This is a genomic window from Paractinoplanes abujensis, from assembly GCF_014204895.1.
In the GTDB taxonomy this organism is placed as follows: Bacteria; Actinomycetota; Actinomycetes; order Mycobacteriales; family Micromonosporaceae; genus Actinoplanes; species Actinoplanes abujensis.
Window position 1 is genome coordinate 2428391 of record NZ_JACHMF010000001.1, and the last position, 25919, is coordinate 2454309.

At 71.0% G+C, this 25919-nt stretch carries 27 protein-coding genes and 2 pseudogenes; 20 read left to right on the forward strand and 9 right to left on the reverse strand.

Going from position 1 to position 25919, the window contains the following annotated elements; genetic code table 11:
- Positions 1-38 precede the first annotated feature (38 nt).
- Positions 39-1625, forward strand: a complete 1587-nt coding sequence (locus tag BKA14_RS10725) for a GGDEF domain-containing protein (protein WP_184950781.1) — start codon at positions 39-41, stop codon at positions 1623-1625.
- Between the two features lie 27 nt (positions 1626-1652).
- Entirely contained in the window at positions 1653-2066 is a 414-nt protein-coding gene (locus BKA14_RS10730) for a MarR family winged helix-turn-helix transcriptional regulator (RefSeq protein WP_184950782.1), read from the forward strand.
- On the opposite strand, the gene BKA14_RS10735 is transcribed toward BKA14_RS10730, so the two are convergent.
- Complete coding sequence (locus BKA14_RS10735; RefSeq protein WP_184950783.1) at positions 2007-3185, reverse strand: hypothetical protein; 1179 nt, start codon at positions 3183-3185, stop codon at positions 2007-2009. The genes BKA14_RS10730 and BKA14_RS10735 overlap by 60 nt on opposite strands.
- 134 nt (positions 3186-3319) lie before the next feature.
- Between BKA14_RS10735 and BKA14_RS10740 the strand changes: the two genes are divergently transcribed.
- The 4 genes from BKA14_RS10740 (at position 3320) to BKA14_RS43775 (ending at position 6263) form a co-directional block, all read left to right on the forward strand.
- On the forward strand, positions 3320-4165 hold the full coding sequence (locus BKA14_RS10740) for a hypothetical protein (protein ID WP_184950784.1): 846 nt from the start codon (positions 3320-3322) through the stop codon (positions 4163-4165).
- A 9-nt stretch (positions 4166-4174) separates the two neighbouring features.
- Positions 4175-5065, forward strand: a complete 891-nt coding sequence (locus BKA14_RS10745; RefSeq protein WP_184950785.1) for a phosphotransferase — start codon at positions 4175-4177, stop codon at positions 5063-5065.
- Between the two features lie 155 nt (positions 5066-5220).
- Positions 5221-5610, forward strand: coding sequence for a hypothetical protein (locus BKA14_RS10750; RefSeq protein ID WP_184950786.1), 390 nt, complete (start codon positions 5221-5223; stop codon positions 5608-5610).
- Between the two features lie 47 nt (positions 5611-5657).
- A complete protein-coding gene (locus BKA14_RS43775; protein WP_184950787.1) occupies positions 5658-6263 on the forward strand; it encodes a cupin domain-containing protein in 606 nt (201 codons plus the stop codon).
- On the opposite strand, the gene BKA14_RS10760 is transcribed toward BKA14_RS43775, so the two are convergent.
- The 3 genes from BKA14_RS10760 to BKA14_RS10770 all read right to left on the reverse strand — a co-directional run bounded on the left by BKA14_RS10760 (position 6260) and on the right by BKA14_RS10770 (position 9735).
- Positions 6260-6556 carry a hypothetical protein gene (locus BKA14_RS10760; protein WP_184950788.1) on the reverse strand — a complete coding sequence of 99 codons (297 nt, stop codon included), beginning with the start codon at positions 6554-6556 and terminating at the stop codon, positions 6260-6262. The two genes, BKA14_RS43775 and BKA14_RS10760, sit on opposite strands and share 4 nt — an antisense overlap.
- Positions 6557-6842: 286 nt before the next feature.
- Positions 6843-7811 (reverse strand): aldo/keto reductase, encoded by a 969-nt coding sequence (locus BKA14_RS10765; protein WP_184950789.1) that lies wholly within the window; start codon positions 7809-7811, stop codon positions 6843-6845.
- A 1003-nt stretch (positions 7812-8814) separates the two neighbouring features.
- On the reverse strand, positions 8815-9735 hold the full coding sequence (locus BKA14_RS10770; protein WP_184956676.1) for a helix-turn-helix transcriptional regulator: 921 nt from the start codon (positions 9733-9735) through the stop codon (positions 8815-8817).
- 70 nt (positions 9736-9805) lie between these two features.
- Here BKA14_RS10770 and BKA14_RS10775 point away from each other — a divergent pair, with 70 nt between their 5' ends.
- Genes BKA14_RS10775 through BKA14_RS10785 form a run of 3 tightly spaced genes read left to right on the forward strand, consistent with a single transcriptional unit; the run spans position 9806 to position 11638 of the window.
- Positions 9806-10369 (forward strand): DinB family protein, encoded by a 564-nt coding sequence (locus tag BKA14_RS10775; protein ID WP_184950790.1) that lies wholly within the window; start codon positions 9806-9808, stop codon positions 10367-10369.
- Positions 10366-10827 carry a VOC family protein gene (locus BKA14_RS10780; RefSeq protein WP_184950791.1) on the forward strand — a complete coding sequence of 154 codons (462 nt, stop codon included), beginning with the start codon at positions 10366-10368 and terminating at the stop codon, positions 10825-10827. Before BKA14_RS10775 ends, BKA14_RS10780 begins: the two co-directional genes overlap by 4 nt.
- A 46-nt stretch (positions 10828-10873) precedes the next feature.
- Positions 10874-11638 (forward strand): class I SAM-dependent methyltransferase, encoded by a 765-nt coding sequence (locus BKA14_RS10785; RefSeq protein WP_184950792.1) that lies wholly within the window; start codon positions 10874-10876, stop codon positions 11636-11638.
- Positions 11639-11640: 2 nt separating this feature from the next.
- Here BKA14_RS10785 and BKA14_RS10790 read toward each other — a convergent pair whose 3' ends face one another.
- Both BKA14_RS10790 and BKA14_RS10795 read right to left on the reverse strand, forming a co-directional pair.
- Positions 11641-12132, reverse strand: coding sequence for a YciI family protein (locus BKA14_RS10790; protein ID WP_184950793.1), 492 nt, complete (start codon positions 12130-12132; stop codon positions 11641-11643).
- A 71-nt stretch (positions 12133-12203) separates the two neighbouring features.
- Positions 12204-13463, reverse strand: a pseudogene (locus BKA14_RS10795) (M14 family metallopeptidase); the annotation flags it as partial.
- Positions 13464-13570: 107 nt separating this feature from the next.
- Between BKA14_RS10795 and BKA14_RS10800 the strand changes: the two are divergent.
- From BKA14_RS10800 to BKA14_RS10835, 8 genes and pseudogenes are all read left to right on the forward strand, one after another.
- Positions 13571-14086 carry a GrpB family protein gene (locus BKA14_RS10800; RefSeq protein ID WP_203721860.1) on the forward strand — a complete coding sequence of 172 codons (516 nt, stop codon included), beginning with the start codon at positions 13571-13573 and terminating at the stop codon, positions 14084-14086.
- 39 nt (positions 14087-14125) lie between these two features.
- Positions 14126-14347, forward strand: a complete 222-nt coding sequence (locus tag BKA14_RS10805; RefSeq protein ID WP_184950796.1) for a hypothetical protein — start codon at positions 14126-14128, stop codon at positions 14345-14347.
- Between the two features lie 33 nt (positions 14348-14380).
- Entirely contained in the window at positions 14381-14584 is a 204-nt protein-coding gene (locus BKA14_RS10810) for a hypothetical protein (RefSeq protein ID WP_184950797.1), read from the forward strand.
- Between the two features lie 202 nt (positions 14585-14786).
- Positions 14787-15806, forward strand: a complete 1020-nt coding sequence (locus BKA14_RS10815; RefSeq protein WP_239092357.1) for a sensor histidine kinase — start codon at positions 14787-14789, stop codon at positions 15804-15806.
- 82 nt (positions 15807-15888) lie between these two features.
- Positions 15889-16089 (forward strand): annotated as a pseudogene (locus tag BKA14_RS45525) (GrpB family protein); the annotation flags it as partial.
- Entirely contained in the window at positions 16053-16253 is a 201-nt protein-coding gene (locus BKA14_RS10825; RefSeq protein WP_184950799.1) for a GrpB family protein, read from the forward strand. The pseudogene BKA14_RS45525 and the gene BKA14_RS10825, both read left to right, overlap by 37 nt.
- Positions 16254-16447: 194 nt before the next feature.
- Complete coding sequence (locus BKA14_RS10830; protein WP_184950800.1) at positions 16448-17272, forward strand: alpha/beta hydrolase; 825 nt, start codon at positions 16448-16450, stop codon at positions 17270-17272.
- Positions 17273-17450: 178 nt separating this feature from the next.
- Positions 17451-18044, forward strand: coding sequence for a bifunctional 4-hydroxy-2-oxoglutarate aldolase/2-dehydro-3-deoxy-phosphogluconate aldolase (locus BKA14_RS10835; protein WP_184950801.1), 594 nt, complete (start codon positions 17451-17453; stop codon positions 18042-18044).
- A 322-nt stretch (positions 18045-18366) separates the two neighbouring features.
- On the opposite strand, the gene BKA14_RS10840 is transcribed toward BKA14_RS10835, so the two are convergent.
- The gene (locus BKA14_RS10840; protein WP_184950802.1) at positions 18367-18582 is read right to left on the reverse strand and encodes a hypothetical protein; all 216 of its coding nucleotides are present in this window, start codon (positions 18580-18582) and stop codon (positions 18367-18369) included.
- Between the two features lie 121 nt (positions 18583-18703).
- Between BKA14_RS10840 and BKA14_RS10845 the strand changes: the two genes are divergently transcribed.
- Entirely contained in the window at positions 18704-19465 is a 762-nt protein-coding gene (locus BKA14_RS10845; protein ID WP_184950803.1) for a hypothetical protein, read from the forward strand.
- Positions 19466-19669: 204 nt separating this feature from the next.
- Here BKA14_RS10845 and BKA14_RS10850 read toward each other — a convergent pair whose 3' ends face one another.
- The gene (locus BKA14_RS10850) at positions 19670-21193 is read right to left on the reverse strand and encodes a class I SAM-dependent methyltransferase (RefSeq protein ID WP_184950804.1); all 1524 of its coding nucleotides are present in this window, start codon (positions 21191-21193) and stop codon (positions 19670-19672) included.
- Between the two features lie 487 nt (positions 21194-21680).
- Between BKA14_RS10850 and BKA14_RS10855 the strand changes: the two genes are divergently transcribed.
- Positions 21681-23261, forward strand: a complete 1581-nt coding sequence (locus BKA14_RS10855) for a serine/threonine-protein kinase (protein ID WP_184950805.1) — start codon at positions 21681-21683, stop codon at positions 23259-23261.
- Between the two features lies 1 nt (position 23262).
- On the opposite strand, the gene BKA14_RS10860 is transcribed toward BKA14_RS10855, so the two are convergent.
- A complete protein-coding gene (locus BKA14_RS10860) occupies positions 23263-24978 on the reverse strand; it encodes a dihydroxy-acid dehydratase (protein ID WP_184950806.1) in 1716 nt (571 codons plus the stop codon).
- Between the two features lie 76 nt (positions 24979-25054).
- On the opposite strand from BKA14_RS10860, the gene BKA14_RS10865 reads away from it, so the two are divergent.
- Positions 25055-25903 (forward strand): SMP-30/gluconolactonase/LRE family protein, encoded by an 849-nt coding sequence (locus BKA14_RS10865; RefSeq protein ID WP_184950807.1) that lies wholly within the window; start codon positions 25055-25057, stop codon positions 25901-25903.
- Positions 25904-25919 lie beyond the last annotated feature (16 nt).

Below are 25919 nucleotides of genomic sequence, written 5' to 3' on the forward strand. Positions count from 1 at the left end.
GCGCGCCCCGCGGCCGATAGTCGAAGCCAGGAGGCGGGATGCAGCCAGTTCAGGAAGTCGTACGTCTGCTCGAGCAGGCGCAGGCCGGGCAGGCCGTCGAGGCGATCGCCCGTGCCGACGCGCTGCTCGGCGACGCCGAGGTCGACGACGACGGCAACGTCGACGGCGACCACGCCTGCCTGCACTTCGTCCGCGTCATCGCCTTCAACGTGCTGGGCGACATCCCCGCCTTCGAGGACGCCGTCGAGCGGATGCTGCAGACCGAGGCGTCGCCGGGCTGGCGGGCCGCCGCGCTGGCCTCCCGGGCCGGCCTGCGCTCGCGCATCGGTGAGGCCCAGGCTGCGCCCTACGACCTCGACGGGGTCCTGCACGACCTGGTCAAGGCCGAGTCGCTGGTGCTGGACGAGACCGAGCCGGCGGCCGCCGTGAACGCCCGCGTCGCGATCGCCATCGCCTTCTACGAGCTGCGCCTGTACGAGCTGGTCGGACCGCACTACGAGGCCGCCTACACGCTGAGCGCCAAGCTCGAACCGGGCAACGGCAACCGGGCCATGTGGCTGATCAACCTGGCCGAGCTGCACCTCGTCTGGGCGCTCGAGCTCTACCAGGTGGGCGACGCCGCGACCGCCGAGAGCCACACCACCCGGGCCGAGGAGTACGGGGAACGCGCCGCCGCGGAGGCGCAAGGCCCCGACGCCGAGGTGTGGGCGGACTACGCGCTGCTCGCCGCGGCCTGCGCCAAAGCCGACCGCCAGCTGCCGATCGCCGCCGCCACCGAGATCGGCTACTACCTGGGCCGGCTCCGGGCCCGCGGGATCAGCGCGCTGCTGCTCGCCTTCGCCGGGCCGTTCCACGCGGTGGCGCTGCGCCGCTCGGCCCAGCCCGAGGAGGCGCTCGAGGTGATCGAACAGGCCATCGCGGCGTTGCCGCCCGACACGGGCGTGGTCCTGACAGCCGCCCACCACCACACGCATGCGCTGCTGCTGGCCGCGCTGGGCTCGTCGGTGGCCGCGGCCGGCACCGCGTACGGGCGGACCCTGGCCGTCGCCCTGTGGCAGCAGCGGCTGCGCACCCTCAACTCGGTCGAGACGATCCGCTCGATGGAGCAGCTGCGCGTCGAGGCCTGGATCGACCCGCTGACCGGACTGGCCAACCGGCGCGCGTTCGACGCGGCCGTGAGCAACTACGAGGGCGGCGCCGACATGTGGGCGACCGTGCTGGTCATCGACACCGACAAGTTCAAACAGATCAACGACACCGACGGCCACGCGGCCGGCGACGCCGCGCTGCGGGCCATCGCCGACTCGCTGTCCGCGCTCGTCCGCGCGGACGACCTGGTGGCCCGGCTCGGTGGCGACGAGTTCGCGGTGCTGCTGCCCGGCCTCGGCAACGCCCTGGGCCGCGAGGTGGCGCAACGGATGGCCGAAGCTGTGCGCGGACTCGACGGCCCGGCCACCCTGAGCATCGGCGTGGCCGGCGGCCCGGCGTCGACCCTGCCCGCCGTGGTCGAACTGGCCGACGCGGCCATGTACCGCGCGAAGCGCCGCGGCGGCGACGGCGTCGAGGTCCACGTGCCGCCCCCGCCGACGGTGACCGCCTCGTCGACGCCATCGTTGGCCGCCTGAATCATTGACGGCGGTTATGGTAGCCGCATGGCAAGCACTCCCCTGGAGACGTTGTCGTTCCGGCTGGCCCTGCTCGGCGCGGCCCACGAGGCGGCCCTGGCCGCGCGACTGTCGACACTGGACCTGAAGCCCAAACACGTGACCCTGCTCAGCCGGCTGCGCTCGGCCGGGGCGGAGTCGCAGGTGGCCCTGGCCGGGGCCCTCGGCGTGGCGCCCAGCCTGGTGGTTCAGCTCGCCGACCACCTGGAGGAGCGAGGAGCCGTCCAACGCGTACGGGACCCGGCCGACCGCCGCCGCCAAAGCCTGCGCCTCACCCCGTCGGGCCGCCACCTGCTGGACGCGGCCACCGCGGCGGCGACCACCGTGGACGAGACGCTGGCCCTATCCGAGGCCGACCGTCAGGCCCTGGATCGCATACTGGACAACCTGCTGAAACAGTAGCCAGCCACCAGCACTGACCACCCCCGACACCACCGCCGCGCCGACCATGACCGGCCACTGCCGCCAGAGCCGCCCCACGACAGCTAGTCCCACCAGCACGACGACGGGCAGCCACACCATCAGCAACCGCCCCAGGGCATAGCCGCTGAAAGGCCCCCCACCCGGCCATACCGCCCACGGCAAACCGGGGAAGGCCCTGGCCCAGCCGTCCCCGGAGAGCAGGCCGCACGCCACCCCCAGAGCCGCCGCACCAACCCGGCGCACCGCCGGCCCGTCCCCCACCGCAGCGCCCCTCGCCCCCACAGCGCCGCCCGCCTCCACAGCGCCGCCCGCCCCCACAGCGCCGCCCGCAGCCGCAGTGCCGCCCGCCCCCACAGCGCCGCCCGCAGCCGCAGCGCCGCCCGCTGCGGCCAAGCCCTCTGTCACCTCCGAGCCGCCCGTCATCGCCCGGCCGCTTGGCCTCGCCAAGCCGGCCCCTTCCGCCGGGCCGCTCGCCATCGCCGTGCCGATCGCCACCGCCGGGCCACTCGCCACCGCCGGGCCGCTCACTGCCGCCGAGCCGCTCCCCACCGCCTGGCCCGCCGCCACCGCCGAGCCGCTCCCCACCACCCGACCCCTCGTGACCGCCGAGCCGCTCCCCACCACCCGACCCCTCGTGACCGCCGAGCCGCTCCCCACCACCGGGCCCCTCGTGACCGCCGAGCCGCGTCGCACCAGCCAGCCCAGGTAGCCGAGCACGGTGCCGCCGACGACCGAACCGGCCAGCCAGAAAGCCGTCATGGCCCCGACGTCGATCAGCCCCTGCGCCACCACACCACTGGCCAGCCAGCGCCGGGTGCCCACGAGGATCAGCAGGTAGTAGACGAGAGTCGCCAAGACCAGCAGCGCAACGGCCCGTCCGATCGCGCCCCGCCGGCCACCCCCGCCACGCGCCCACCCGGCCAGGAACCCGGCCATCCCCCAGGCGAACCCGCTGCTGGTGAGCGCCGTCAGCACCGGCCCGGCGGCGCCGTCCACGAAGTCGGCCGCGAACGCGATCAGACCCAGCACAACAGCAGCCCCACCGACGCCACCCACGACCCGGCGCCGCGCCGTCAGCTCCGCCGCGCTGCCGTCCACTGTGCAGCGTCCCCATCACGTCCCGTAGTTCGCCCCGGCAAACGGGCATGGACGCTCACCATAGCGACAGCGCCGGGGTGGCATTTCGGTGCGGGAGTGACCGAGTTCGGCGGGTTATGCCATTCTTTCGGGCTATGACCACGCCGCAGCCGCCCGAGCAGTCCCGGCCCGCACCGGTTCCCCCGCCGGCGCCCGACCCGGCCGGACCCGCGGCGGACACCCCTTGGCGCAGGCCCACCGGCGAAGCCGCGCAGACCCCACCCGCGCCGGCCGAGCCCCCGACTGGCCCGGTCAACCCGGACCCAGCGCCACCCCGGACCGGCCTGCCCCAGCCACAACCCGCCCCGGCGCCGACCGGCCCGGCCCACCCGGTCGCCGGCACGACGGAGCCACGGCAAGGCCCGACGCCACCCCCAACCGGCGTTTCCGAGCCGCACCTCACGCCGGCGACGCCGTCGGCCGGCACGACTCAGCCTCAGCCCGACGGGCAAGCCGCGTACGCCGCGCCGCCGGCGGACGGGACGTATCCGCCGGCCGCCGCGGGTGCTCCAGCCCCGAGCCGGCCCGGCCAGGGCGTCGGGGTCACGGCCGAAGCCCCGCCGGTGGCCGGCAACGGTTCCCGGCGGCTGCTTCTGGCCGGCGCCGTCGGTGTGCTGGCCGGCGCGCTCGTGGTCGGCATCCTCTGGGCGGCCAGTTCCTTCGTCGGCGGCGGGGGCGACGACGCCCGGGCCGACGCCGCCGCGGCGTGCGGGGTCTTCGAGCGGGTGCCCGACACCTGGCAGCCCGAGACGCTGACCGAGCAGGCCACGTATCAGCTCGGCGGCGCCATCTCGCTGGCCCAGTCGGCGGGTCAGGCCGACGACGACTACCGGGTGCTGGCCGCGCAGGCCCAGCAGGTGCAGCAAGCCGTCGTGACCTTCAACCTGGATCGCATCGCTCAGCTGGTCACCGATGTCCGCAACACCTGCGACGAGCTCTAGGGTCCCGCTTTGCACGCCGATCAGCTCGACATCCCGGCCGCGACTGTGCGCGCGCTCGTCGACGCCCAGTTCCCGCAGTGGCGTGACCTGCCGCTGCGCGAGCTCGACACGCAGGGCACGGTCAACGCGATCTTCCGGCTGGGCGACTCCTACACGCTCCGCTTCCCGCTGCAACCTCGCCCCGGCGCCCGCGAGTGGCTCGTACGCGAGGCCGCCGCGGCGCGGGAGCTGCTCGGTCGCACACCTTTCGCCACCCCGGAACCGATCGCGCTGGGTGAGCCCGGCCCCGGTTACCCGCTGCCGTGGTCGGTCCAGACGTGGCTACCCGGCGTGGTCGTCACCGACCAGTCTCTCGGTGACGACTTCGCTCTCGACCTGGCCGCGTTCATGTCCGCCGTACGGTCGCTGCCCACCCACGGCCGCACCTTCACCGGCGGCGGCCGCGGCGGCGAGCTCACCTCGCAGGACGAGTGGATGGAGATCTGCCTCGAAAGGCACGACCCGTCGCTGCGCCCCCTCTGGCACGAGCTGCGCGAACTCCCCCGCGGCGACACCCCCGACGCGATGACCCACGGCGACCTGATCCCCGGCAACGTGCTGCTCACCGCCGAGGGCCGCCGGCCGGGCACCGCCCAGGCCCGGCTGTCGGGCATCCTCGACGTCGGCGGCCTGTCCGCCACCGACCCCGCCCTCGAACTGGTCGGCGCCTGGCACCTCCTGGAGCCCGGCCCCCGCCGCACGCTGCGCGAAGCCCTCGGCCCCAGCGACCTGGAGTGGCAACGCGGCAAGGCGTGGGCGTTCGCCCAGGCGATGGGCCTTCCGTGGTACTACGCCGAGACCAACCCGGCCATGGCCCGCACCGGCCTGCGCACCCTGGCCCGCATCGTCCAGGACTCATGACAGCGGAGCGGTGATCGCGAAGTCCCGGTCGACGGCCGCCACCAGCCCGGTCTTCCCCATCCGCGCCGCCCAGACGTCGAGCACACCGAGAAAGCCGATCAACTCCCCCCCGTACGCCCTCCAGCAAGCCCGGCAGCCGCGCCAACGGCACCACGATGCTCGTCTCCCCCTGCTCGACCAGCACGTCCGCTCCCTGGAACGCGAACGCGGTCTCCGGGTCGTGCCCGATCCACGGCCCCTCGCCCGCGAGCACCGACGTCCAGTCGTCCCGCCAGCTCTCCAGGCCCGCACAACAGCCCGGGACCACCACGGATCCCGTGGCCGTGTCCTCCAGCCGGACGCCGCCGCAGGCGATCAGCTTGTCGGCCGAGAAGTCGAGCACGGACGCGAACAGTGCCACCTCACCGTCGGTGCAGCCGCCCGTGAGCGGCATCCACGACCACGACGGCAGCGACGCGACCGGCCACGGTGGCGGCGTAGCGGGGTCGGCGTACGGGACCTCGATGACGGGCTGCATCCGGAGCACAGACGTTCCGTTTCTTTGACATCGACTACATCGGATGGTGGGGTGGTGATCGTGAAGGGTCAAGTGGTGCACTCTCCCACCGGCGAGCGTGTCGTTCTGGACGACGTCGGGCAGGCGGTGCTGTTCGACAACGACGTGGTCCGCGTGTGGGACGTCGCCCTGCCGCCCGGTGAGACCCATCCGTGGCACCTGCACCACAACCCGTACGTGGTGCTCTCGATCTCGGGTTCCGAGGCGCGCATGGACTGGCTGGACGGCAGCGAGCCGCGTTTCCTGAACGAGTATCGCGGCGGCTCGGTCTACCGGCCGCTCTCGCCGGTGCACCGGCTGACCAATATCGGGCAGCGGTTCTACCAGAATCGGCTGGTCGAGCTCAAGGACCTGGGCGAGAACCGGCCCGAGCCGCACGACATCGGGGCCGGTGACCGCAGCGTCGAGGGGCAGCGGCCGGGCCCGGCCACCGCGGACGGGCGGCTGCCGGTGATCGCGCACCCGCATGTGAGCGTGTGGACGGTCGAGGTCGGCGCGGACGAGGCCCGCAAGCTCGACCTGAGCGACCGCCCGCACGTGCTCGCCGAACTGGCCCGCGACGGCGCGGCCGCCTACCACCCGGGCGGCCCGCTCACGCTGACCGGCCCGGGCGAATGGTTCGTCGTGGAGCTCACCTACTAGACGGTGAACACCTCGAAGCCGGTTGCGTACTTGACGCCCATACGTGCGCCGGTCTGACGGGCGAACCCTTCGAGGAACTCCTCCGCGTCGAAGTCGCCAGAGCCGAGTCCGCGCAGGTAGGCGTCGTGCGTCAGCAGCGACCGCACGCCCAGCTCGAACGTGCCGGTGATGTCGGCGCCGTGCCGCGCCCGGGGCGATCCGCCCGCCCACACCTGCTTGACGCCGTCCCACTTGTCCAGGCCGAGGTCGCGGAACACCCAGCGGTTGGCGGCATCCCGTACGGCGTCGAGCACCGCCCGCTGTTCGTGATCACGATCCCCGGCCGGTGCTCACCTCATACTTGCGCGCGAGTGCCCGCACTGTCATGCCAGCGCGGGAGTCTCGTCGAATCGCCGCAACAGGTCGACCTTCGACATCGGGCATCGGCGGGCTCCCGTCCAGACCAGCCGATGCTCCCGCCTGTCACGGTGGGCCCGAAACTGGCGAACATCGAATCCACCCGATCGAGGTGGGCCCTAACTGGGAGACAAATCCCTGCTCATGGGCCTTCCCGCCCCGCATCCGGCTCGACGACGGTGATCACCACCAGTAGTTGTCCTGCGGCAGGTAAGGGGTCTCCAAATCGGCGATCTCGCTCTCCGTCAGATGCACCTCAAGAGCAGCGACGGCGTCCTGCAGATGATGCGGCTTGGTGGCGCCCACGATCGGGCAGGACACGACCGGCTTGGACAGCAGCCAGGCCAGCGCCACCTGGGCCATTGCGACGCCGCGCGCCTCCGCGACTTTCTGGATCGCGTGCACCACCGGCTCGTCGACGTCACGGTCGAACGCCTTGGCCACGTTGTCCGACGACGACCGGGCCGTCTGCTGACCCCACGGCCGGGTCGCCCGGCCCTTGGCCAGCGGCGAGTACGGCGTCAGGCCGACACCCTGATCCAGACACATCGGGATCATTTCCCGCTCTTCCTCGCGTTTGAGCACGTTGTACTGATCCTGCATCGCCGCGAACGTCGTCCACCCGTTGACCACAGCGGCGTACTGCGCCTTCGCGAACTGCCACGCCCACATCGATGACGCACCCAGATAGCGCACCTTGCCGGCCCGGACCAGGTCGTCGAGGGCCTGCATCGTCTCCTCGACCGGGGTCTCCGGGTCGAACCGGTGGATGTAGTAGACATCGATGTAGTCGGTGCCCAGACGGCGCAGCGACGCTTCGGCCTGCTCCAGGATCGCCTTGCGGGACAGACCGCTGCCGCCGGGGCCGTCGTGCATCTTCCCGCTGACCTTGGTGGCCAGCACGATCTCCTCACGCCGGGAGAACCGGGTGATCGCCCGCCCGACGAACTCCTCCGAGGTGCCGCCCTGGTAGACGTTCGCGGTGTCCCAGAATGTCACACCCAACTCGACGGCCTGTCGGAAGAACGGCGCCGCGGCCTCCTCATCCAAGGTCCACTGATGCATGCCGGCCGCAGCCTGGCCGTAACTCATGCACCCCAGCCCGATACGGCTCACCCTCAGCCCGGTCCGGCCCAGCCGCGTGAACTCCACCGCGGTTCCTCCTCTATCAGCCAGCACGACCCCCACGAGCACCATCGGCACGCCGCGGCCACACCGCCCAGCCTCGCACGTGAAGCCGGATTTCACCGGCAGCGCCGAACCTCCGCCCGGGACCGCGCAGGCCGAGTGGGTCCGAAACTGACGGACACAAGAAATGGCCAATAGCCCCTGGGCCCCATGATCACAGACAACTGGTACCCGAGCAGACGCACAAAGCCAGGCGCCGGCCGCGGAAAACCACCAACCTCGGGCAGCCACCAGCCACCAGCCACCACCTACGCGCAACAACACCGCCAACACAGCAACCGCCCCGACCGCCGGTTGCCCTTTCCTGAAGCGCACGGGCTGCCCTGCCGGACGCGATAACCGCCAACGTCACGCAACCGCCAGCCCTTACCTGCGCGCACAAATACCGCCAACACAGCAACCGCCCCGACCGCCGGTTGCGCACAACCGCCAACTTCACGCAACGGCCAGCCCTACTTGCGCACACAAATACGCCAACAGCAACCGCCCCGACCGCCGGTTGCGCACAACCGCCAACTTCACGCAGCCGCCGGCGGCTAGCGCGCAATAGATGCCGTCGACAAAACGACCGCCCGCCGTCAACCGGGCAACAACCGCCGACTTGCGCGGGCGCAGGCCGTCGCCTGCACGTTATGAACGCCGACATCGCTTTGAGTCACGGCGCCAATTGCGCAACCACCGCCAACTCCGCGCCGCCGCCGGCCGCCATCTACGCGCACTAAACGGCGGCACCGCTTCACGTCGCGGTGCCACCTGCACGCAACTGCCGGCGACGGACACCCGACCGTCCTCGCCGCCGCCTTCGTGCACCAAGCGCCACTGAACGCACGGGTCCGATCGCCGCATACGTGCACCAAGCGCCACTGAACGCACGGGGTCCGATCGCCGCATACGTGCACCTGACGCCACGGCCATACTGCGCACGACTGCGCAACCACGTTCATCGCAGGCGCATCGAGTGTGCGCGTCATGTGGTCTTGCCGGCCGCGCGCAGTCGGGCGGCCAGCACCGAGCAGCGGTCGCGCAGTTCCGGTGGGTCGAGGACCTCGAAGTCGTGGCCGAGCAGCACCATGTGCATGAGGATGAAGTCGAGGTCGGCCGCCCCGCTGGTCACTTCGCACGTGGTGGCCGTCTTCGCGCGCACCACCGCCGCCGACGCCGGGATCAGGGCGCGGATGGTGGCCGCAGCCGCCCGTACGAGAAAATGCCCTTGATAGCGGTAGACCCGGCTCGACACACTCTCCTGCACGAACTCCGCAGCGTCCGGCGTCTCACGCCGCACGAACCGCCACGACAGCTCCGCAATGCCGGACATGCGGTCGAGGCGGAACGTGCGCCAATCCTCCCGGCCGAGGTCGAAGGCCAGCAGGTACCACCGCCGGTCCGACGCGACCAGCTGATACGGCTCCACCCGCCGCTCGGCGTCCCGGTAGGCGAAACGCACAGCGACCGCGTCGCGGCAGGCCCGCGCGAGGGTCATGAGCGCTTCCGAGTCGATCTCCGGCCGCCCTCCCCCGAACGACGACACCGAACCGGCCAGTGCCCGCACCTCGTGGCGCAGCCGGGTCGGCAGCACCCGGTCCAGTTTGGTCAGCGCCCGCAGCGCCGCGTCCCCACTTTCCGCCCCGGCCAGCAGCGCGACGGCGGTCGCGATGGCCTCCTCGTCGTCGAGCAGCAACGGCGGCAGTTCCTGCCCGGCCCCGAGCTGATAACCACCCCCGGGCCCCTGCCCGGCGTTCACCGGATAACCCAGGACGCGCAACCGTTCGACGTCGCGCCGGACCGTGCGCGTGGTGACACCGAGCCGCTCGGCCAGTTCGGGCCCGGTCCACACCCGCCGCTGCTGCAGCAGTCCGAGCAGGGCCAGCACCCGCTCGGTCGTCCCCATGTCGTCCACGCGCACACTCTTGCAGAGTTTGCGGACCGATCCTGTCCTCGTTCCATGTCAGGGTGGGCCCATGCACGCATTCGACTGGAACCAGACGCTGCGCGAGCAGTTCGAGTGGCACTGGAACAATCAGCTTCGCGCACGTCTGGACGGACTGACCGACGACGAATACTTCTGGGAGCCCGTCCCCGCCGCGTGGAACGTGCGGCTGCGCGGCACCTCGACCGCGCAGGTGCAGGCGGGCAGCGGCGCCCACACGATCGACTTCGCGTTCCCGCAGCCCGAGCCGGCCCCGGTCACGACCATCGCGTGGCGTCTCGGGCACGTCATCGTCGGAGTGCTCGCCGTGCGCAACTTCGCTCACTTCGGGGCGCCCGAGGCCTCGTACGAGAAATGGGATTATGCCGCCACTGCGGACGAGGCCCTTGCGCAATTGGATGAGCAGATCGGCGTGTGGCTGGCCGGAGTGCGCAACCTCGAACAAGATGGGCTGCGCGAACCGTGCGGTCCGGCCGAACCCTACCCCGACGCGCCGATGGCCACGCTCGTCCTGCACATCCACCGTGAACTGATCCATCACCTGTCCGAGGTCTGCCTGCTGCGCGACCTCCATCTCCGAAAGGCCACCCGATGAGCCGCACGATTCAGGTCACGTTCGACGCCCACGACCCCCGGACGCTGTCCATCTTCTGGCGTGATGCGCTCGGTTACGTGCACCCCGGCCCGCCCGGCGTCACGGTCGAGCCGGGCACCGATCCGTTGGACGCCTGGGACGATTTCCTCGAACGCAACAACGTGTCCCCGGAGCGCCGCAACGCCGCGTCGGCCCTCGAGGACCCCGACGGCACCGGCCCGCGCCTGTTCTTCCAGCAGGTCCCCGAGGACAAGGTGGCCAAGAACCGCCTGCACCTGGACCTGCGGGCCGCGCCCGGCCTGGACGGCGACGAGCGGATGGCCGCCCTGGAGAAGGAGTGTGATCGTCTTGTGGCTCTGGGCGCGAAGCGGATCAGCCGCTCCGAGCCGGATCTCCCCCTGAGCGCCGGTTTCATCGTCATGAACGACCCCGAGGGCAACGAGTTCTGCCTGGATTGACGACGCGCCGGGCCGAGCCGCAGGGCCGGCACGGGATAATCCCGGCATGGCGAACCTGGGTCGAGTGTTCAACGACGTGCCGGAGCTGTACGACCGGGTCCGCCCCGGTTATCCCGGCGCCCTGTTCGACGATCTGGCCGCATTGGCCGGCCTGCACGCCGGTTCGCCGGTGCTCGAGGTGGGCGCCGGCACCGGTCAGGCCACCCGTCCCCTGCTCGATCGGGGTTATGCGGTGACGGCCCTGGAGCCCGGCCCGGACATGGCCGCGCTGGCTCGCGCGAACACCGGCGCCGAGGTGGCCGAGTCCACGTTCGAGCAGTGGGAAGCCGGCTCGCAGCGGTTCGACGCCGTTGTGGCCGCGAGCTCGTGGCACTGGGTCGATCCGGCCGTCGGCTGGCGCAAGGCGCACGACGTGCTGCGTCCTGGCGGCCGGCTGGCCCTGCTGGGTCACGTGGTGATCAGCCGGCCCGGCGAGCCCGAGGTGTACGCCGAGACAGCCGACCTGCACGAGCGCTACTCCCCGGGCAATCCCGACTGGGGCCACCCGCCGGTCGAGCAGCAAGTGCGCAACTCCGATCAGTCTTTGCACGAGTTGTTCGCGCCGACGGTCGTGCGCTGGTATCCGACCGAGCAGCACTTCGACGGTCAGGGCTTCGCCGACCACCTGCGCTCGAACTCGCCCTACCGACGGCTGCCCGCTGGGGTGCGCGAGCCGCTGCTCGACGCCGTCGCCGAGCGCATCCGCACACATATGAGCAACCACGCCGTGCGCCGCTACTTGACCGTTCTGCGCGTTGGACAGCGCGACTGAGGTCAGCGGCGGCCGCCGAGCCGCCACGGGTGGACCGAGGCGTCGTCGGGCGCCGTGCGCAGGGCGGCCTCGAGCGACGGGGCTTGCAGCAGCGCGGCCCGGCCGGCGTGCGCGGCGCCGTCGACAGCGAACAGGTCCCCGTACGCGAAAAGGTGTTTGCTGGTGATCGGGGCGACGCCGCCCGCGATGACCAGGTAGCCGGTGTCGCTCACCACCGCGCGGCCGAGCAGGTTGACGTAGCGGCACAGCATCACCGACTCGAACACGCCACCCCGGTAGTACGGCTCCTCGTACGTGAACGCGCGCGCGGCCTCGACGTCGGGCAGGTCGACGATGTGCAGACTGCCGGTCGGGTGGCCGTGTTCGTCGAGCGTCGGACCCCGGGCGATCAGGCGATCCTCGTACGGGTCGAGGAATGTCCAATGCTGCTCGGTGAGCTCCGTTTTGAGCGGCAGCGCGCCGGGACGGTCACGGCCGTACACAAAGAACTGCACGAATACCTCTGTCGGACACGCAACGCCGCCCGGTCGATGCGCACCGGGCGGCGTCGGCGAAACGGTCAGGAACAGTACGTGGTTTGCTTGCCGATCACCTTGTACGGGCAGTCTGCCACCTCGGCCAGCAGCACGGCGGCCTCCCGGTTGCGCGTGGTCTCTCGCGTGATCACGCTCGCGGGCGGATAGAAGCCACCACCCGACGCCGTACGCGGGTACATCTCGAACGTGTACGCGAAGATCTTGTGCGTGCCCCAGAGCCAGTCGAGCAGGTCCCCGTCGGTGACGTACAGATCGGACGACTGTTCCGGCGTGTAGTTGTTCGTCGCGGCCATCTGGCGGCCGAACGTGGAGAACGTGTTGTAGTCATCGGTCGTCATGCCGGTGGTCGTGTTGGCGGTGGTGTGCCCGAACGGCCACAGAACCAGTTCCGAATAGGTGTGGAAGTCCATGGCTGCGCGAATCTGCTGTTTTCCGCCCACCACCCGGCTGGTGACGAAGTCGCGCACCGCGCGCGTCTCGGGGGCCGAGAACGCCGACGGGCCCCGGTAGGTCGCCGACGACGTGCTGCCCGACGAGCCGCCGCAGCAGCCCCAGCGGTAGCCGTAGTTGCGGTTGAGGTCGGTGCCCACGTTCGAGGAGCCGCTGTTGGGTTGACGGTTCTTGCGCCACGAACGGTAGCTGCCAGTGGCGATGTCGTACTCCGAGCCGTCCGGGTTGACCGACGGGATGATCCACAGCTCGCGGCTGTTCACGACGTTGCGGATGCGCGAATCTGTCGCATAGTTGCTCGTGTACAGGTTGAGCAGGTAGAGCGCCATCTCGACGGTCAGGTGCTCGCGCGCATGGTGGTTGGCGTCGTAGAGCACCTCGGGTTCGTTCTCGTCAGTGCCCACGTTGTCGGAGATCTTCACGGCGACGATGTCACGGCCCTCGTACGTCCGGCCGATCGTGCGCTTGCTCGCGATCGCGGGATAGGCGGCCACCACCCGGTTCACCTCGGCGACCATCTCACTGTAGTTGTGGTACGGCGCGTCCGACGGCGGGAAGTCGAAGGTGGCCAGCAGTGGCTGCACGTCGAAGCCCTGACGTTGCAGGGCACGCACCTCGGCCGGGGTAGCGGTGATCGTGACCGTGGCGTGCTCGACGCTGTCGATGGCCGCACCGGTCCGCGCGATCTGGTTGCGCTGCCCGGCGTTGCGAACGTCGTAGATCTCGTACTGCGCGGGTTCGGCACTGGCGGCCGGGGCCGCGTCGGCGGCCGGCGTGGAGATCAGGGCGCCCAGCATCGCGAGGGCCAGGGCGGCCACCGCCGTACGTCGTCGTCTCATGAGCGACCTCCAGGTGGGGAATGATGCCACTCAGGTTTGCATAGACACTAATCGATCCGGTCATGCCAATGACTACCTCCTGCCGAGGTGATGGCTACCTTGACGGCATGGTCGTCGTCACCGAGTACAACGCCCGCTGGCCGTCGATGGCCGCCGCGGCGATCGCCGAGCTGTCCCCCCTGCTGCCGATCGTCGAGCACATCGGGTCGACCGCCGTGCCGGGCCTGGCCGCCAAGCCGACGATCGACCTGATGGCCGCGGTGCCTTCACTGTCGTCCGTTGATGCGCGTTCGTTCAGTTCGCTCAACTACGAACGTCACCTGAACGGCATGACTGATCGTTTACTGTTCGCACGCTGGGCCGACGATGCGCGAACGCACATCCTGCACGTGGTCACGCTCGACTCGTGGCCCACCCGCAATCAGCGCCTCCTGCGTGACTACCTGCGCGCTCACCCCGCAGAAGCCGAACGCTACGCCGCGCTCAAACGCTCGCTCGCCGCGACGAGGCCGCACCCCCACACGTACACCGCCGCCAAGACCGACCTGATCCAGGAGCTGACCGACCGGGCCCGTGCCGCGGTCGGCCTGCCCCCGGTACCGGTGTGGGAGAAGCCGTTCTGACCCTTTATCGGCGGCCGTCTGTGCTGCGACGATGCCGTCATGAACGAGGACCGGTTCACCGTACGGGCCCACGAGCCCGCTGATCGCGACGGCGTGCCGGAACTGGCGCCGCGCCTGAGCATCGGGGTGGCCGGGTGGCGCGATCCCGCGCGGGTAGCGCGCGCGGTCAAGGACTGGCTGAGCACCGCGGCCGGCCGGGCCCCCGCAGCGGACAATGCGCCCTTCGTGGCTGTAACCGACGGCAGCGGGGCCGAGATCTAGGCCGACATCGCCGAACCGGGTCCGGACGGCGTCATGATCAGCAGGTTCTCCGCGGGCCCGGTTCTCGACCTGCTGATGGCGTTCGCTGCCGCGGCCGACGCCGTCGTGTTGCTGCCCGGCGGCCCGGTCATGCTCACGAACGAGGATCAACTGCCGCATCTGCCCGAGGAGTTTCGTCCGGGCGCCGTGGTCGGGCACGCAGCGGCGGACGTCGAGCGCATCCTGGCCGAGCACTGACGGCCGAACTCTTCCGTATACTAACAATATTGCTCATACCGGACTTTTTCGACTCCTCGGGACCGGGCCGCGCGCTGCGGCCCGGCAGGCCGGGCTGCTGCTGATTCTGGCGGGGCTGCTGGCGCTGCTGGGGATCGGCAACGACCCGGCCCACGCCGACCGGTTGCTGCTGGTCGCGGCGTGCGACTTCGGACTCGCTTCCGTGGCGCTGCTGCCGCGGTGGGGCCGGCTCCGACCGAACACGCCGGCCTGGCTGGGGCTGCCGTCTTTCGGGGTGCTCGGGCTGTCGACATGGTCGTTCGGCGGATCGGCCAGCGGCACCGGCCCCTTCCTGGTGCTGCTGTACGCCTGGGCGGCACTGCACTTCCCGCGCTGGATCCTGCTCGCCTATGCCGTGCCGGCCACGCTCGCTTATCTGGTGCCGCTCGTCCTCACACACCAACCGGCGCTCATTCTGAGCAGCGCGTTCATCCTCATGCCGATCGCCATCGCCGTCGCGCTGCTGATCGAGGCCCAGGCCCGCCATCTGCGCGAGGATCGTGAACGCCTCGAGCGCATCGAGCAATGGCGCTCGGCCATGATGAGCACCCTCGCGCATGATGTGCGCAGTCCGTTGAGCACCGTACGCATGGTGCTCGAGGAGCTGAAAGTCGAGGCGCCCGCGCCGGTCACCGAAATGCTCGATGCCGCACTGCGCCAGACCGCCCGCATCACCCGGCTCGCCGAGGGCCTGCTCGACGTGCAGCGCATCGACAGCGAGGGTCACCTGCAACTCGACCGCCGGGAGCACTCCGCGCGCGCCCTGGTGAAGGAAACGCTCACCCACGTACGCAGTACCGACACCGACGTGACGCTGGAGATCGACGACGCGCAGGCCCTGCACGTGGACAAGCAGCGTTTCGAGCAGATCCTGGTCAACCTGCTCACCAACGCGGCGCGCTACGGCTCGCCACCTGTGGTCGTGACCGTCACGTCCAGCAACGGCCTCGATCGGCTGGAGGTTCGCGACCACGGTCCCGGCATTCCCGCGGAGCTGCGCGACCGCTTGTTCGGCCAGTTCGCGGTGGGCAGCGCCGAAGGCACCGGCCTCGGCCTGTGGATCGTCCGGCAGCTGGCCGCAGCCCACGGCGGCGACGCGTTCGCCGAGGCCCGGGACCCCGGCGTGGCCATGGTCGTCATGTTCCCTTCGTCAGCGACGCAAGGTGACCATCGAGAGTCGTGACTGAGCAACTCGCCCATGCGCGTGGCCGGCCGCACCCCGGAACGCCGGCACATCCCCGCCTACACGACCCGGCCCGTGCTGGCCGCGCGCTTCGACGGAGGAGTCCACTGCCTTGGGCGAAACCGTCACCGTCGCTGAGCACGTGGGCAGCACCTCGGTTCCCGGCCTGCCCGCCAAGCCCATCATCGACCTGATGGCCACCGCCCCGGCGCTGGCGCGTGATGACGACGCGCGGGCGAGGCGACCGTGCCGGACGCCGTCCGCGATCCCGAGGGAGAGCTGAGCGGAATCGGCTACGAAGACGTCGAAGCGAACACGCTGCGGCGGCTGTTCTACCGCCGACCCGGCTACCACCTGCACATCGTCGCCGCCGGCACGTGGGGAACGCGCAACCAGCGCATCCTGCGCGACCATCTGCGCACCAACGACCAGGACCCCGCCACCTGAGCAGCCATGCCGGTGATCCGCGCCGCGCCCGCAAGCACTGTCCCAATCGGCAAACATGCGCGAACGAACACCGAGCGCCATGGCGAGGCAACAAATGAGCAAAGGACCCAACGACCTGATCGAGCGCTGACGAGCGCCGACCGTCAGGCCGAAAGGGCTGGCTGCGCGACGGCGGGCGGGACTAACGTGCGCCGATGAGTTTCGTGATGCCCTTTCGCGGCCTGGCCCCGGAGGCTGCGGACGTCCGGTACGAGCACGGGCCCGACTCGGCGCGGCGCGCCGGCGTGGCCGAGGGCCGGACGATCGAGCTCGGCTGGGACGACAGTGCGATCTACCCGGGGACCACGCGCAAGGTCTGGATTCACGTGCCGGCCGGGTACGACCCGGCCACACCGGCCCGGCTGATCGTGTTCCAGGACGGCTGGTGGTATCTCGACCCGGACGGCGAGATGCGCGCGGCGATCGTTCTGGACAACCTCACGCATCGCGGTGACATCCCGATGACGATCGGCCTGTTCGTCGACCCCGGCCACATCGGCGACCGGAAGAACCGGAACGTCGAGTACGACGCCTTCGACGAGCGATACTGCTCATTTCTGATCGACGAGGTCGTCCCCCTGGTGAGCGACCGGTTCCGCATCACCGGCGACGGCTGGGCCATCTGCGGCGGCAGCAGTGGCGGAAACTGCGCGTTCACGACCGCCTGGTTGCGGCCCGACCGGTTCGACCGGGCGATCTGCCTCCTGTCCAGCTTCGCGCAGATGCCCGGCGGGAACCCGTACCCCGGACTGATCCCGGCTGTACCGCGTAAGCCGTTGCGGCTGTTCCTCCAGGCCGGCCACCGCGACCTCGGCTGGAACGAGCCGGACGACAACTGGCTGGCCGCCAACCTGCGCGTGGCCGCCGCCCTGGCCGAGGCCGGCTACGACTTCCGCCTGGTCCTCGGCGACGGCGGCCACAACCCGAACCACGGCGGTGTGCTGCTCCCCGACGCCCTCCGCTGGCTCTGGCGCCCGTGAACCGCGCAAGGGCCCGAGGTCCCTCCGGACTCGGAGGCCCGGTGCGAGCCTTTGACCGGCAACCGTCCGGCACGGTGCCCTCGATCAGTCCGGCGACCCGTTTGCGACAAGATAAGGACTGGGGCCGTACCTCAGCCGGCCGGGCAGCGCTGAGGACCGCCACCGTCGAGGAGATCCTATGACGTTCGACGACATCTTTGCCGGCCACAGGGTCATGGCTGTCCTGCGCGGGCTGGAGCCGGGCAAAACGGTGGAGGTCGCCACTGCATTGTGGGACGCCGGTGTCACCGTGCTCGAAGTGCCGATTGCGACGACCGATGCCGTCGCCTCCTTGCGCGCGGTGGCCGATGCTGCCGGTGAGCGCGGACTGCGCGTCGGTGCCGGAACGGTCATCACGGTCGAGCAGGTGCGGGCAGCTTCGGACGCGAACGCGCAATATACGGTCGCGCCCGGGCTCGACCTGGACATCCTTGCGGCGAGCCAAGCGGCCGGGATGCCTCATCTGCCTGGTGTGGGAACGGCCACCGAGGTGCAGCGGGCGTGGCTGGCGGGTGCCCGCTGGCTGAAGGCGTTCCCGGCCGCCGCGCTCGGCCCGGGCTGGATCTCCGCCCTGCACAGCCCGTTCCCGGAGGTGCGCTTCGTAGCCACCGGAGGCCTGTCCATCGCCTCGGCTCCCCGCTTCCTCGACGCCGGCGCCCGGGTGGTCGCTCTGGGCGCAGCCCTGGCCGACCCGGCCCAACGCGACCAGATCGGCCGACTGCTGACCCCGTGACCGCCGAGCGCCACCCGGCGGAGAACGACGCCGGAAGGCGGCCGACGCGCTGGTCGCTCCGGGCGCAGCCCTGGCCGACCCGGCCCAACGCGACCAGATCGGCCGACTGCTGACCCCGTGACCGCCGAGCGCCACCCGGCGGAGAACGACGCCGGAGGGCGGCCGACGAACACTGCGATGACGACTGCAGAAGACAGTGCAAGCAGGCCCGGCACCATGAGTCGCTGAATGGCGGGTTTCTCGTCTGATGAGCGGACAGCCACGATTCCGGCCGACGGACGACCGCGCGCAACAACCTTCACGTCACCTTGAGCGGACTGCGTCAGGTGGTGCGCGCCGCGCACCCGCAGGCCCAGGTGGAGCGGCGTTTCGACACCGGCCGGCCGGGACGGTCGAGGCGGGGACGGATGTCGAGCAGTTCGAGCATCATCACGCAGAAGCCGACCACTGCCCACGCCGGGGTGCGCAGGCGGCCGCGATGCGCGAGCGTGAAGCGGGCTGTCAGCTCTTCGAGGACCCGTCGATTGTCAGCCCTCAAACGAGCGGCGTCGATCGTCTGGCAGATGCCATCAGTAGCCCCAAAGAGCGACGGTCAATTTCCCCGTTTCTTTTTAGAATGAACCGTCCGACGACGCACGCGAGAGGGTGAAAAAGTACTCGTGATCGCGCGCATCGGAGGCGACCGGGCTCGCCGCGAGAGAACACCCGAGCCCCGGACGCGCGATTCCCGCGAAGAGCCGGAACCAGACGGTAGCGCACCACCCGCATCGAGCCCGAGCGAAAAGGCGATATTCAGCGGAGCGACCGTAGTCCTGGGCGGCCTGTCGGGCGTTGCGCAATTTCTGGGCTCGTCGGGCGGCAACGGATTCTTGTTCATCGGCGTCGGTACGGCTGTGGTCACCGCGGCGGTCGTCGGAGTCATGTTCTACAAGCACATGCGGGCGGTCGCCGTCCGAGCGGCGGCCCTTGTTCTGGTCGTCACCGTCGGTGGCGTGATCGGATTTCTCTTCGGCCACCGGCAGAAACCGAATCGGGTGGACGGCCCGCACCCGGTGCGGGTGACGGTGAAAGGGGAATCCGATCGGGAGGTCACGATCATCGTCGCGCGGAGCCGGACGGCCGGCGAGGGCCGGCGATTCTGGGCTGTCGTCCGCATTCACAACGTGAACGGGCACAGCGAGTACTGGCCCAGCAAGGATCTTTCGGCGCAGCCAGAGAACTACAGCTACCGTTTCCGGGTGCCCGACGACGCCGATCCTCGGCAGCCACGGAGCGTTCTTGTCTACGAGGTGGACGAGGCCACCGCGGCGAGATTGCAGTTCTTCAAGTCGAACGGTCTGTCGCCGCCGATCCCCGAGCGGGTCAGGCCGCCGTGCGACGACTGCGTCGCGTCGAACGAGGTCGACCTGCCGTTCTCGTGATCAGGCCTGTCGGCGCCGGCGGCCCGGACCGCGGGTGTCGCGACGCCAGCAGCCCACCATCAGGTATGGCGGCTCCACCGGGCCACGGTCGAGGACAGCGACGCCGGCGAGCCATGATCGAGCACAGCGAAGCCGACGAGCCATGATCGAGCACAGCGACGCCGACGGGCCACAGTCAGGTGTCGCAGCGCCACCGGGCCGGGATCAGGTGTTGTGAGGGCGGCGGGCCACGATGACGGCGTGGGTGTCCGGCCAGTCGAGCGGGTTTCCGGCCTCGTCGGCCAGCGACGCCACGGGGGCGATCCGGTTGTCGATCACCCAGTCGTTGCGCAGCGGGTGCGACGCCGGGTCGAGGTCGAAACCCGCCTCGGCCAGCAGCGACACCCAGTCGGCGAAGTCGAGGCCGCAGAACTGCTCATGGGTCTCCGACAGCCAGTTGTCCGTGTAGTCCTTGCGGGTCAGGAAGTCCATGGCCTGGCCCAGCGCGATCCGGACGGTGCCGTCGGGCCGGGCCGCGTACTCGAACGGGAAAGCGAAGTCGACCGCGAACTGATCGAGTTTGGCGCGCGTCGACAACGACCCCACATAAGCGGCGACTTCGGCCGACGGCAGCCCGGCCAGGTCCGTACGGGGGGAACTCGGGTTGTCGCCGTCGTCGCCGGTCAGGCGCAGGATCACCGGGCGGGTGCGGTCGCCGGGGCCGCAGACGTCGCTGTTGATCCAGACGCCGCCGGGCACGGTGTGGTCGTGGATGCGGCGCGCGAACTGGAGCAACGATGCGCGTTGCCGGCCGTACGACCAGATCTCGTGGGTGAGCGCGAACGTGAGCGTCGTGTCGACCGAGCGGTCCGGCAGCACCGCGCCGCCGAGGACGTTGCGCTGGTAGAAGTAGACGTTCGCGTTGGCGAAGACGCCCTGCGCCTTCTTGTGCACGCATTCCTGATAGAGGTGGCGCGCGACTTCGACGCCGATCAAGTCGCTCTCGTGCAGCGCGTCGTCCCGGTCGGCCAGTTCGAGCACCGCGCCGGCGCCGCAGCCGATGTCCACGATCCGGCCCGGTTGCACGTACTGGCGCACAGCTGTCCATTTGCGCGCGGCGGCGTCGGCGAAGGCTTCCACGTACGTGCGGTAGTCGCGCGTCGCGGTCAACCCGCCCTCGTCGCCGACGACCGGATCGTTCACCACCGTCTGCACGACAGTGCTCAGGCCGTAGCGGTCGTACACGTCGACTGTCGCCGGGTGCGCGAGTTTGCGCCACGAGTCGTCACCGGCGGCCAGGCGCAGCAGCACGTCCCACGGCCGCTCGGGTACTGCGGGCAGGTCCGGTTCGGCCTCGACCAGGGCGATCCGGAAGCCGAGGTCCTCGTAGAGCGCGGCGACCTGCGGCGTCGAACAGGCGACCAGGGTGTCGGCCGGAGTGAGATCGAGCCCGGTGGCCACGGTGACGGTTTTGAGCGTCACTTGCGCGAACCTGTCCGTCGGCGCGGTGTCGAAGATCGGCACGACCACCGACCGCAGCCCCGTCTCCACGCTGAACCGCTCGATGGCCGCTTCCCGCCGGTGGTACGGGATCGGGTTACGCTTCGTGTTCTCGTGGTTCGCCGACGTCACCGCCCACACGATCGTTTCGGCTCCCTCGTCCGCGAGACGTTGCAGGTAATCGGCCTGGAACTGAGTGAGCAGATGATGCCGGCCGGGGAAGAGCACGTAACGCGGCGTGGAGGTCACGGTCGTTGATCATAGCCTCGCGACACCGCCCCAGCCGCACGTCGTGCGCGGGGTGGGTCAGCGGGCGATCAGCTCCGGGCGGCCGGAGCGTTGCAGCAGGCGACTGCCGATGGAGCCGAGCATCAGGCCCTGGTAGCCGTGGGTGCGGGGGCCGACGACCATGGGAGGCCGACCGGGAGCGTTGCGCGAGGACCTTGTCGGTGCGGCCGGGCACGTGTTCGTGATGGGCGCGACCTTGGGGTATTTCTGCCGCCACCGGTCGAGCTGGGCGTCCGAGCCGGCACCCAAGGGGCCGGGGCCTGGACGCCGCTGACGGTCACCGCTCCCACCTCGGCGGCGTGAGGATGACCGGGACGGCGTGACCGGGGAGGGCCTGGCATTTGACCTCGGCGTCGGGGCGACCGCGCGGTGCAGCATGACCAGGTGCACAGCCTGACAGGCCGGGCGGAGGATGCGAACGATCGTCGATCAAGGCAGACTGCCTCGAATGGACGGACGCAGTGACCTCGCCGGTGTCGTCCTCGGTGGCCGGTACGAGCTGCACGAGCCGATCGGCGCCGGTGGGATGGCAGTGGTCTGGCGGGCCCGGGACCACGTGCTGGCCCGCACCGTCGCGGTCAAGATCGTGGCGGCGGAGCAGGGTGACCAGGATCGGATCAGGCGGGAGGCGCAGGCCGCGGCGGCCCTGTCGCATCCGAACATCGCCCAGGTGCACGACTACGGCGAGATGGCGGCCGAGGGGCGAGTCTTCCCGTACGTGGTGATGGAGCTCGTCGAGGGCGGCACGCTCGGGGATCGCATGACGCAGGGGCCGGTGGCGCCGCGCGTGGCCATGCGGATCTGCGCCGAGATCGCGGCCGCGTTGTCCGCCGCGCACGCCTTGGGCCTGGTGCACCGCGACATCAAGCCGGCCAACGTCATGCTCGGCCCCACCGGGGCCAAGGTCGTCGACTTCGGCATCGCCGCCGCCACCGCGCCCAGCGGGACCGGCGAGCTCGACATCGAGGTGCTGGGCACCCCCGCCTACCTGGCGCCGGAGCGGCTGATCGACGACGCCGTGGAGCCGGCCTCCGACGTCTATGCGCTGGGTGTGGTCCTTTACCGCCTGCTCTGCGGGCATTCGCCGTGGACCAGCGAGGACACCACCCAGATGCTGACCGCGCACATCTATCTGGAGCCCGCGCCGCTGCCCCCGGTGACCGGGGTGCCCGCGTTCATCGCCGAGCTGTGCGAACGCTGCCTGATCAAGGATCCGTCCCGGCGGCCCAGCGCCCGCGAGGTGTCCGCCCTGCTCAGCCGAGGGGCCGGCAACCCGGCAGCGGCCGCGGTCGACACGGCCTCGGCCGCCGCGGTGGCCATGGCCCTCGGCGCGACAGACCCGGCCCGCGACACGCCACCAGCCGGAGCAGCCGGGACAGCGAAGGCCGCCGGAGCGGACGGCCCAGCGAAGGCCGCCGCAGCGGACGGCCCAGCGAAGGCCGCCGGCACCGGGCATCGTGGCCGCTGGGCGATCGCGGCCGCGCTTCTGCTGGCGGCCGGCGCCGCCGGATGGCTTCTGATTCCCGGCGACCCGGAGGTGGCCCCGATCGCCGCCCCGTCCGCCTCGCCACCGGCCGCGCCCCGGGCCGGACGATCGGCCGCACCGGTATCCGCCCCCGTGTCCGGGCCGGCGACGAGAAGACCGACGTCCGCGGCTGCCGTGCCGGCCCCCGGCCTGGCCCGCACCACCGCACCGGGCGCGACCACCGCCCCGACGGCCGGTCCGGCCCTGACCACCGAACCCGTCCCGACCAGCACGACCGTCACGCCACCGCCCGGCCCGGGCCCGGGTCCGGGGGCCGAACCGGTCACCCGCACCTGGTCGTCCGACGCGGGCACCCTGACCGCGACCTGCGCCTCGCCCAGCACCGCGGAGATCGTCTCCTACGAGGCCCGCAAACCGTTCAAGGTCCAGTCGGCCGACCGGGGCCCGGCCTCCGCCCCGGCCGTCACCTTCAAGCACGGCAGCACGCTCACCACGATGACGGTCACCTGCTCCGCCGGTCAGCCCGCCTCGACCACCACCTGAGTCAGTGCGACTCGCGGGACACCTTGTCCCCGCTCGCGCCGAGCAGGAAGGACTGGTCGGCGCCGGTGTCGGCCTGCCCCACGGTGTCGACGTAGAGCTTCTCCCAGCCGCGGGCGGGGGCCGCGTACGCGCGGGCGGCCTCGGCCGACGGCTCGCGGGCGGCCCACTCGTCGGCGGGCAGGTCGACGTCGAGGCGCCGGTTCTCCAGGTCGAGCACGATCATGTCGCCCGTACGGACCTTGGCCAGCGGCCCGCCGGCGGCGGCCTCGGGGGCGACGTGCAGAACCACCGTCCCGTACGCGGTGCCGCTCATCCGCCCGTCGCAGATGCGCACCATGTCGCGGACGCCCTCGGCCAGCAGCTTCGCGGGCAGCGGCATGTTGGACACTTCGGGCATGCCGGGGTAGCCCTTGGGGCCGCAGCCGCGCAGGACCAGCACCGAGTCGGCGGTGACCTCGAGCGCGGGGTCGTCGAGCCGTTCCTTCAGGTCCTCCACCGAGTCGAAGACGACGGCCGGGCCCCGGTGCTGCAGCAGGGCGGGGGTGGCCGCGGCCGGTTTGACCAGGGCGCCGTCGGGCGCGAGGTTGCCGTGGAGCACGGCGATGCCCGCCTCCATCTGCAGCGGGTCGGCGCGCGGCCGGATCACCTCACGGTCGTAGACCCGCGCGGCATCGAGCACGGAGACGAACGGCTCGCCGACGACGCTGACCGCTGCCGGGTCGAGCAGGTCCTGCACCTCGGCCAGCACGGCGTGCAGACCGCCGGCCCGATACAGGTCCTCCATCAGGAAGCGGCCCGCGGGCTGGAGGTCGGCCAGCAGGGGCACCCCGGCCCCGATCCGGTCGAAGTCGTCCTGGGTGAGCGGGACACCGAGCCGCCCGGCGATGGCCAGCAGATGCACCACGGCGTTGGTCGACCCGCCGAGTGCGGCCAGCGCGACGATCGCGTTGTGGAAGGACGCCCGGGTCATCACCGCGCTGGGCCGTCTGTCCTGCTCGACCAGGTCGACCGCGAGCACCCCGGTGGCGTGCGCGGCTTCCAGCAGCCGGCTGTCGGGGGCCGGCGTGCCCGCGATGCCGGGCAGCGTCATCCCCAGCACCTCGGCCAGCAGCCCCATGGTGGAGGCGGTGCCCATGGTGTTGCAGTGACCGCGGCTGCGGATCATCGACGATTCCGAGCGCTGGAACTCGTCCGCGCTCAGCGTGCCCGCGCGCACCTCCTCGCTCAGCTTCCACACGTCGGTCCCGCAGCCCAGCGGCACCCCGCGGAACGTGCCGGTGAGCATCGGGCCGCCCGGCACCACCACGGCCGGCAGATCGACCGAGGAGGCGGCCATGAGCAGCGCCGGGATCGTCTTGTCGCAGCCGCCGAGCAGCACCACGCCGTCGATCGGGTTGGCCCGCAGCATCTCCTCGATCGCCATCGCGGCCATGTTGCGCCACAGCATCGCGGTCGGCCGCACCTGCGTCTCACCGATCGACACGACGGGCAGGTTGAGCGCGATGCCGCCGGCCCGGTGGATGCCGTCGGCCACGCTCCGCCCGACCTCGTCGAGGTGCGCGTTGCAGGGGGTCAAGTCGCTGGCGGTGTTGGCGATGGCGATGTGCGGGCGACCGTCGAACGCGTCGGCGGGCAGGCCCCGCCGCATCCACGCGCGGTGGATGTAGCTGTTCCGGTCGTCGCCGCCGTACCACTGTGCGCTGCGCCGATCAGACATGTCCTGACCGTAACCCCGGTGCCGCAAGTCGGGAAGATCCTTCTTCTGCGCGTGCCTTGCGCCTACCATCCGGAACATGACTGCCCGCTTCGTCGCCCGTCCCGCCGGCGACCAGGCCTACGCCTTGGGCGAGGGCCCGGTCTGGGACGCGGAGCGGCAACGCCTGCTCTGGGTCGACATCCTCGGTGGCACAGTGCACGCCGGCACGGTCAGCTCCGAGCACATCGCCGTCACGGAGACCTTCCAGTTCGACGATCTCGCGTGCGCGGTGGCCGTCTCCGAAGCCGGTGACCTGCTCGTGGCCACCCGCGACGACGTCGTCCGGGTCGGGCGGGAGACACCGCTGGCGCGCCTCGGCCGGGCCGGCAGCCGGCTCAACGACGGCGCGGTCGACCCTCAGGGCCGGTTCGTCGTGGGCAGCATGGCCCTGGACGAGTCACGGGGCACGCAGAGGCTGGTCCGGCTCGACGGGGAGACCGTGACCGTGCTCGACGACGATCTCACCCTGTCCAACGGGCTGGCCTGGAGCCCCGACGGCCGCACGCTCTACAGCATCGACTCGGTGCCCGGGGTCGTCTACGGACGGGACTATCCCGACGGCGTACGGCGCAAGCTCTTCGGCATTTCCGACGGACTGCCCGACGGCCTGACCGTGGACGCGCTCGGCAACCTGTGGATCGCCATCTGGGGCCGGGGCCGCATCGAGTGCCGCTCCCCCGGCGGTGACCTGCTGGCCGTGGTCGAGGTCGGCGCGCCGCAACCCACCAGCTGCGCGTTCACCGGGCCCGGCCTGGACATCCTCGTGATCACCACGGCCACGCAGGACCTCGGCCCGGCCGCGCTGACCCGCCAACCCGCCTCGGGCCGGCTGTTCACCGCCGACGTGGGCACCAAAGGACTGCGTACGCCGTACTGGATCCCCTGAGATCGGAGAGTCCCAC

What these genes read in the sequence shown, in the direction of transcription:
- BKA14_RS10800 (WP_203721860.1), top strand. Translation starts at nt 13,571, where the DNA reads ATGGTCGTCGTCACCGAGTACAACGCCCGCTGGCCGTCGATGGCCGCC.
- BKA14_RS10740 (WP_184950784.1), top strand. Translation starts at nt 3,320, where the DNA reads ATGACCACGCCGCAGCCGCCCGAGCAGTCCCGGCCCGCACCGGTTCCC.
- BKA14_RS10835 (WP_184950801.1), top strand. Translation starts at nt 17,451, where the DNA reads ATGACGTTCGACGACATCTTTGCCGGCCACAGGGTCATGGCTGTCCTG.
- BKA14_RS10770 (WP_184956676.1), bottom strand. Translation starts at nt 9,735, where the DNA reads ATGGGGACGACCGAGCGGGTGCTGGCCCTGCTCGGACTGCTGCAGCAG.
- BKA14_RS10860 (WP_184950806.1), bottom strand. Translation starts at nt 24,978, where the DNA reads ATGTCTGATCGGCGCAGCGCACAGTGGTACGGCGGCGACGACCGGAAC.
- BKA14_RS10780 (WP_184950791.1), top strand. Translation starts at nt 10,366, where the DNA reads ATGAGCCGCACGATTCAGGTCACGTTCGACGCCCACGACCCCCGGACG.
- BKA14_RS10750 (WP_184950786.1), top strand. Translation starts at nt 5,221, where the DNA reads ATGCTCGTCTCCCCCTGCTCGACCAGCACGTCCGCTCCCTGGAACGCG.
- BKA14_RS10830 (WP_184950800.1), top strand. Translation starts at nt 16,448, where the DNA reads ATGAGTTTCGTGATGCCCTTTCGCGGCCTGGCCCCGGAGGCTGCGGAC.
- BKA14_RS10855 (WP_184950805.1), top strand. Translation starts at nt 21,681, where the DNA reads ATGGACGGACGCAGTGACCTCGCCGGTGTCGTCCTCGGTGGCCGGTAC.
- BKA14_RS10865 (WP_184950807.1), top strand. Translation starts at nt 25,055, where the DNA reads ATGACTGCCCGCTTCGTCGCCCGTCCCGCCGGCGACCAGGCCTACGCC.
- BKA14_RS10775 (WP_184950790.1), top strand. Translation starts at nt 9,806, where the DNA reads ATGCACGCATTCGACTGGAACCAGACGCTGCGCGAGCAGTTCGAGTGG.
- BKA14_RS10730 (WP_184950782.1), top strand. Translation starts at nt 1,653, where the DNA reads ATGGCAAGCACTCCCCTGGAGACGTTGTCGTTCCGGCTGGCCCTGCTC.
- BKA14_RS10805 (WP_184950796.1), top strand. Translation starts at nt 14,126, where the DNA reads ATGAACGAGGACCGGTTCACCGTACGGGCCCACGAGCCCGCTGATCGC.
- BKA14_RS10810 (WP_184950797.1), top strand. Translation starts at nt 14,381, where the DNA reads ATGATCAGCAGGTTCTCCGCGGGCCCGGTTCTCGACCTGCTGATGGCG.
- BKA14_RS10785 (WP_184950792.1), top strand. Translation starts at nt 10,874, where the DNA reads ATGGCGAACCTGGGTCGAGTGTTCAACGACGTGCCGGAGCTGTACGAC.
- BKA14_RS10725 (WP_184950781.1), top strand. Translation starts at nt 39, where the DNA reads ATGCAGCCAGTTCAGGAAGTCGTACGTCTGCTCGAGCAGGCGCAGGCC.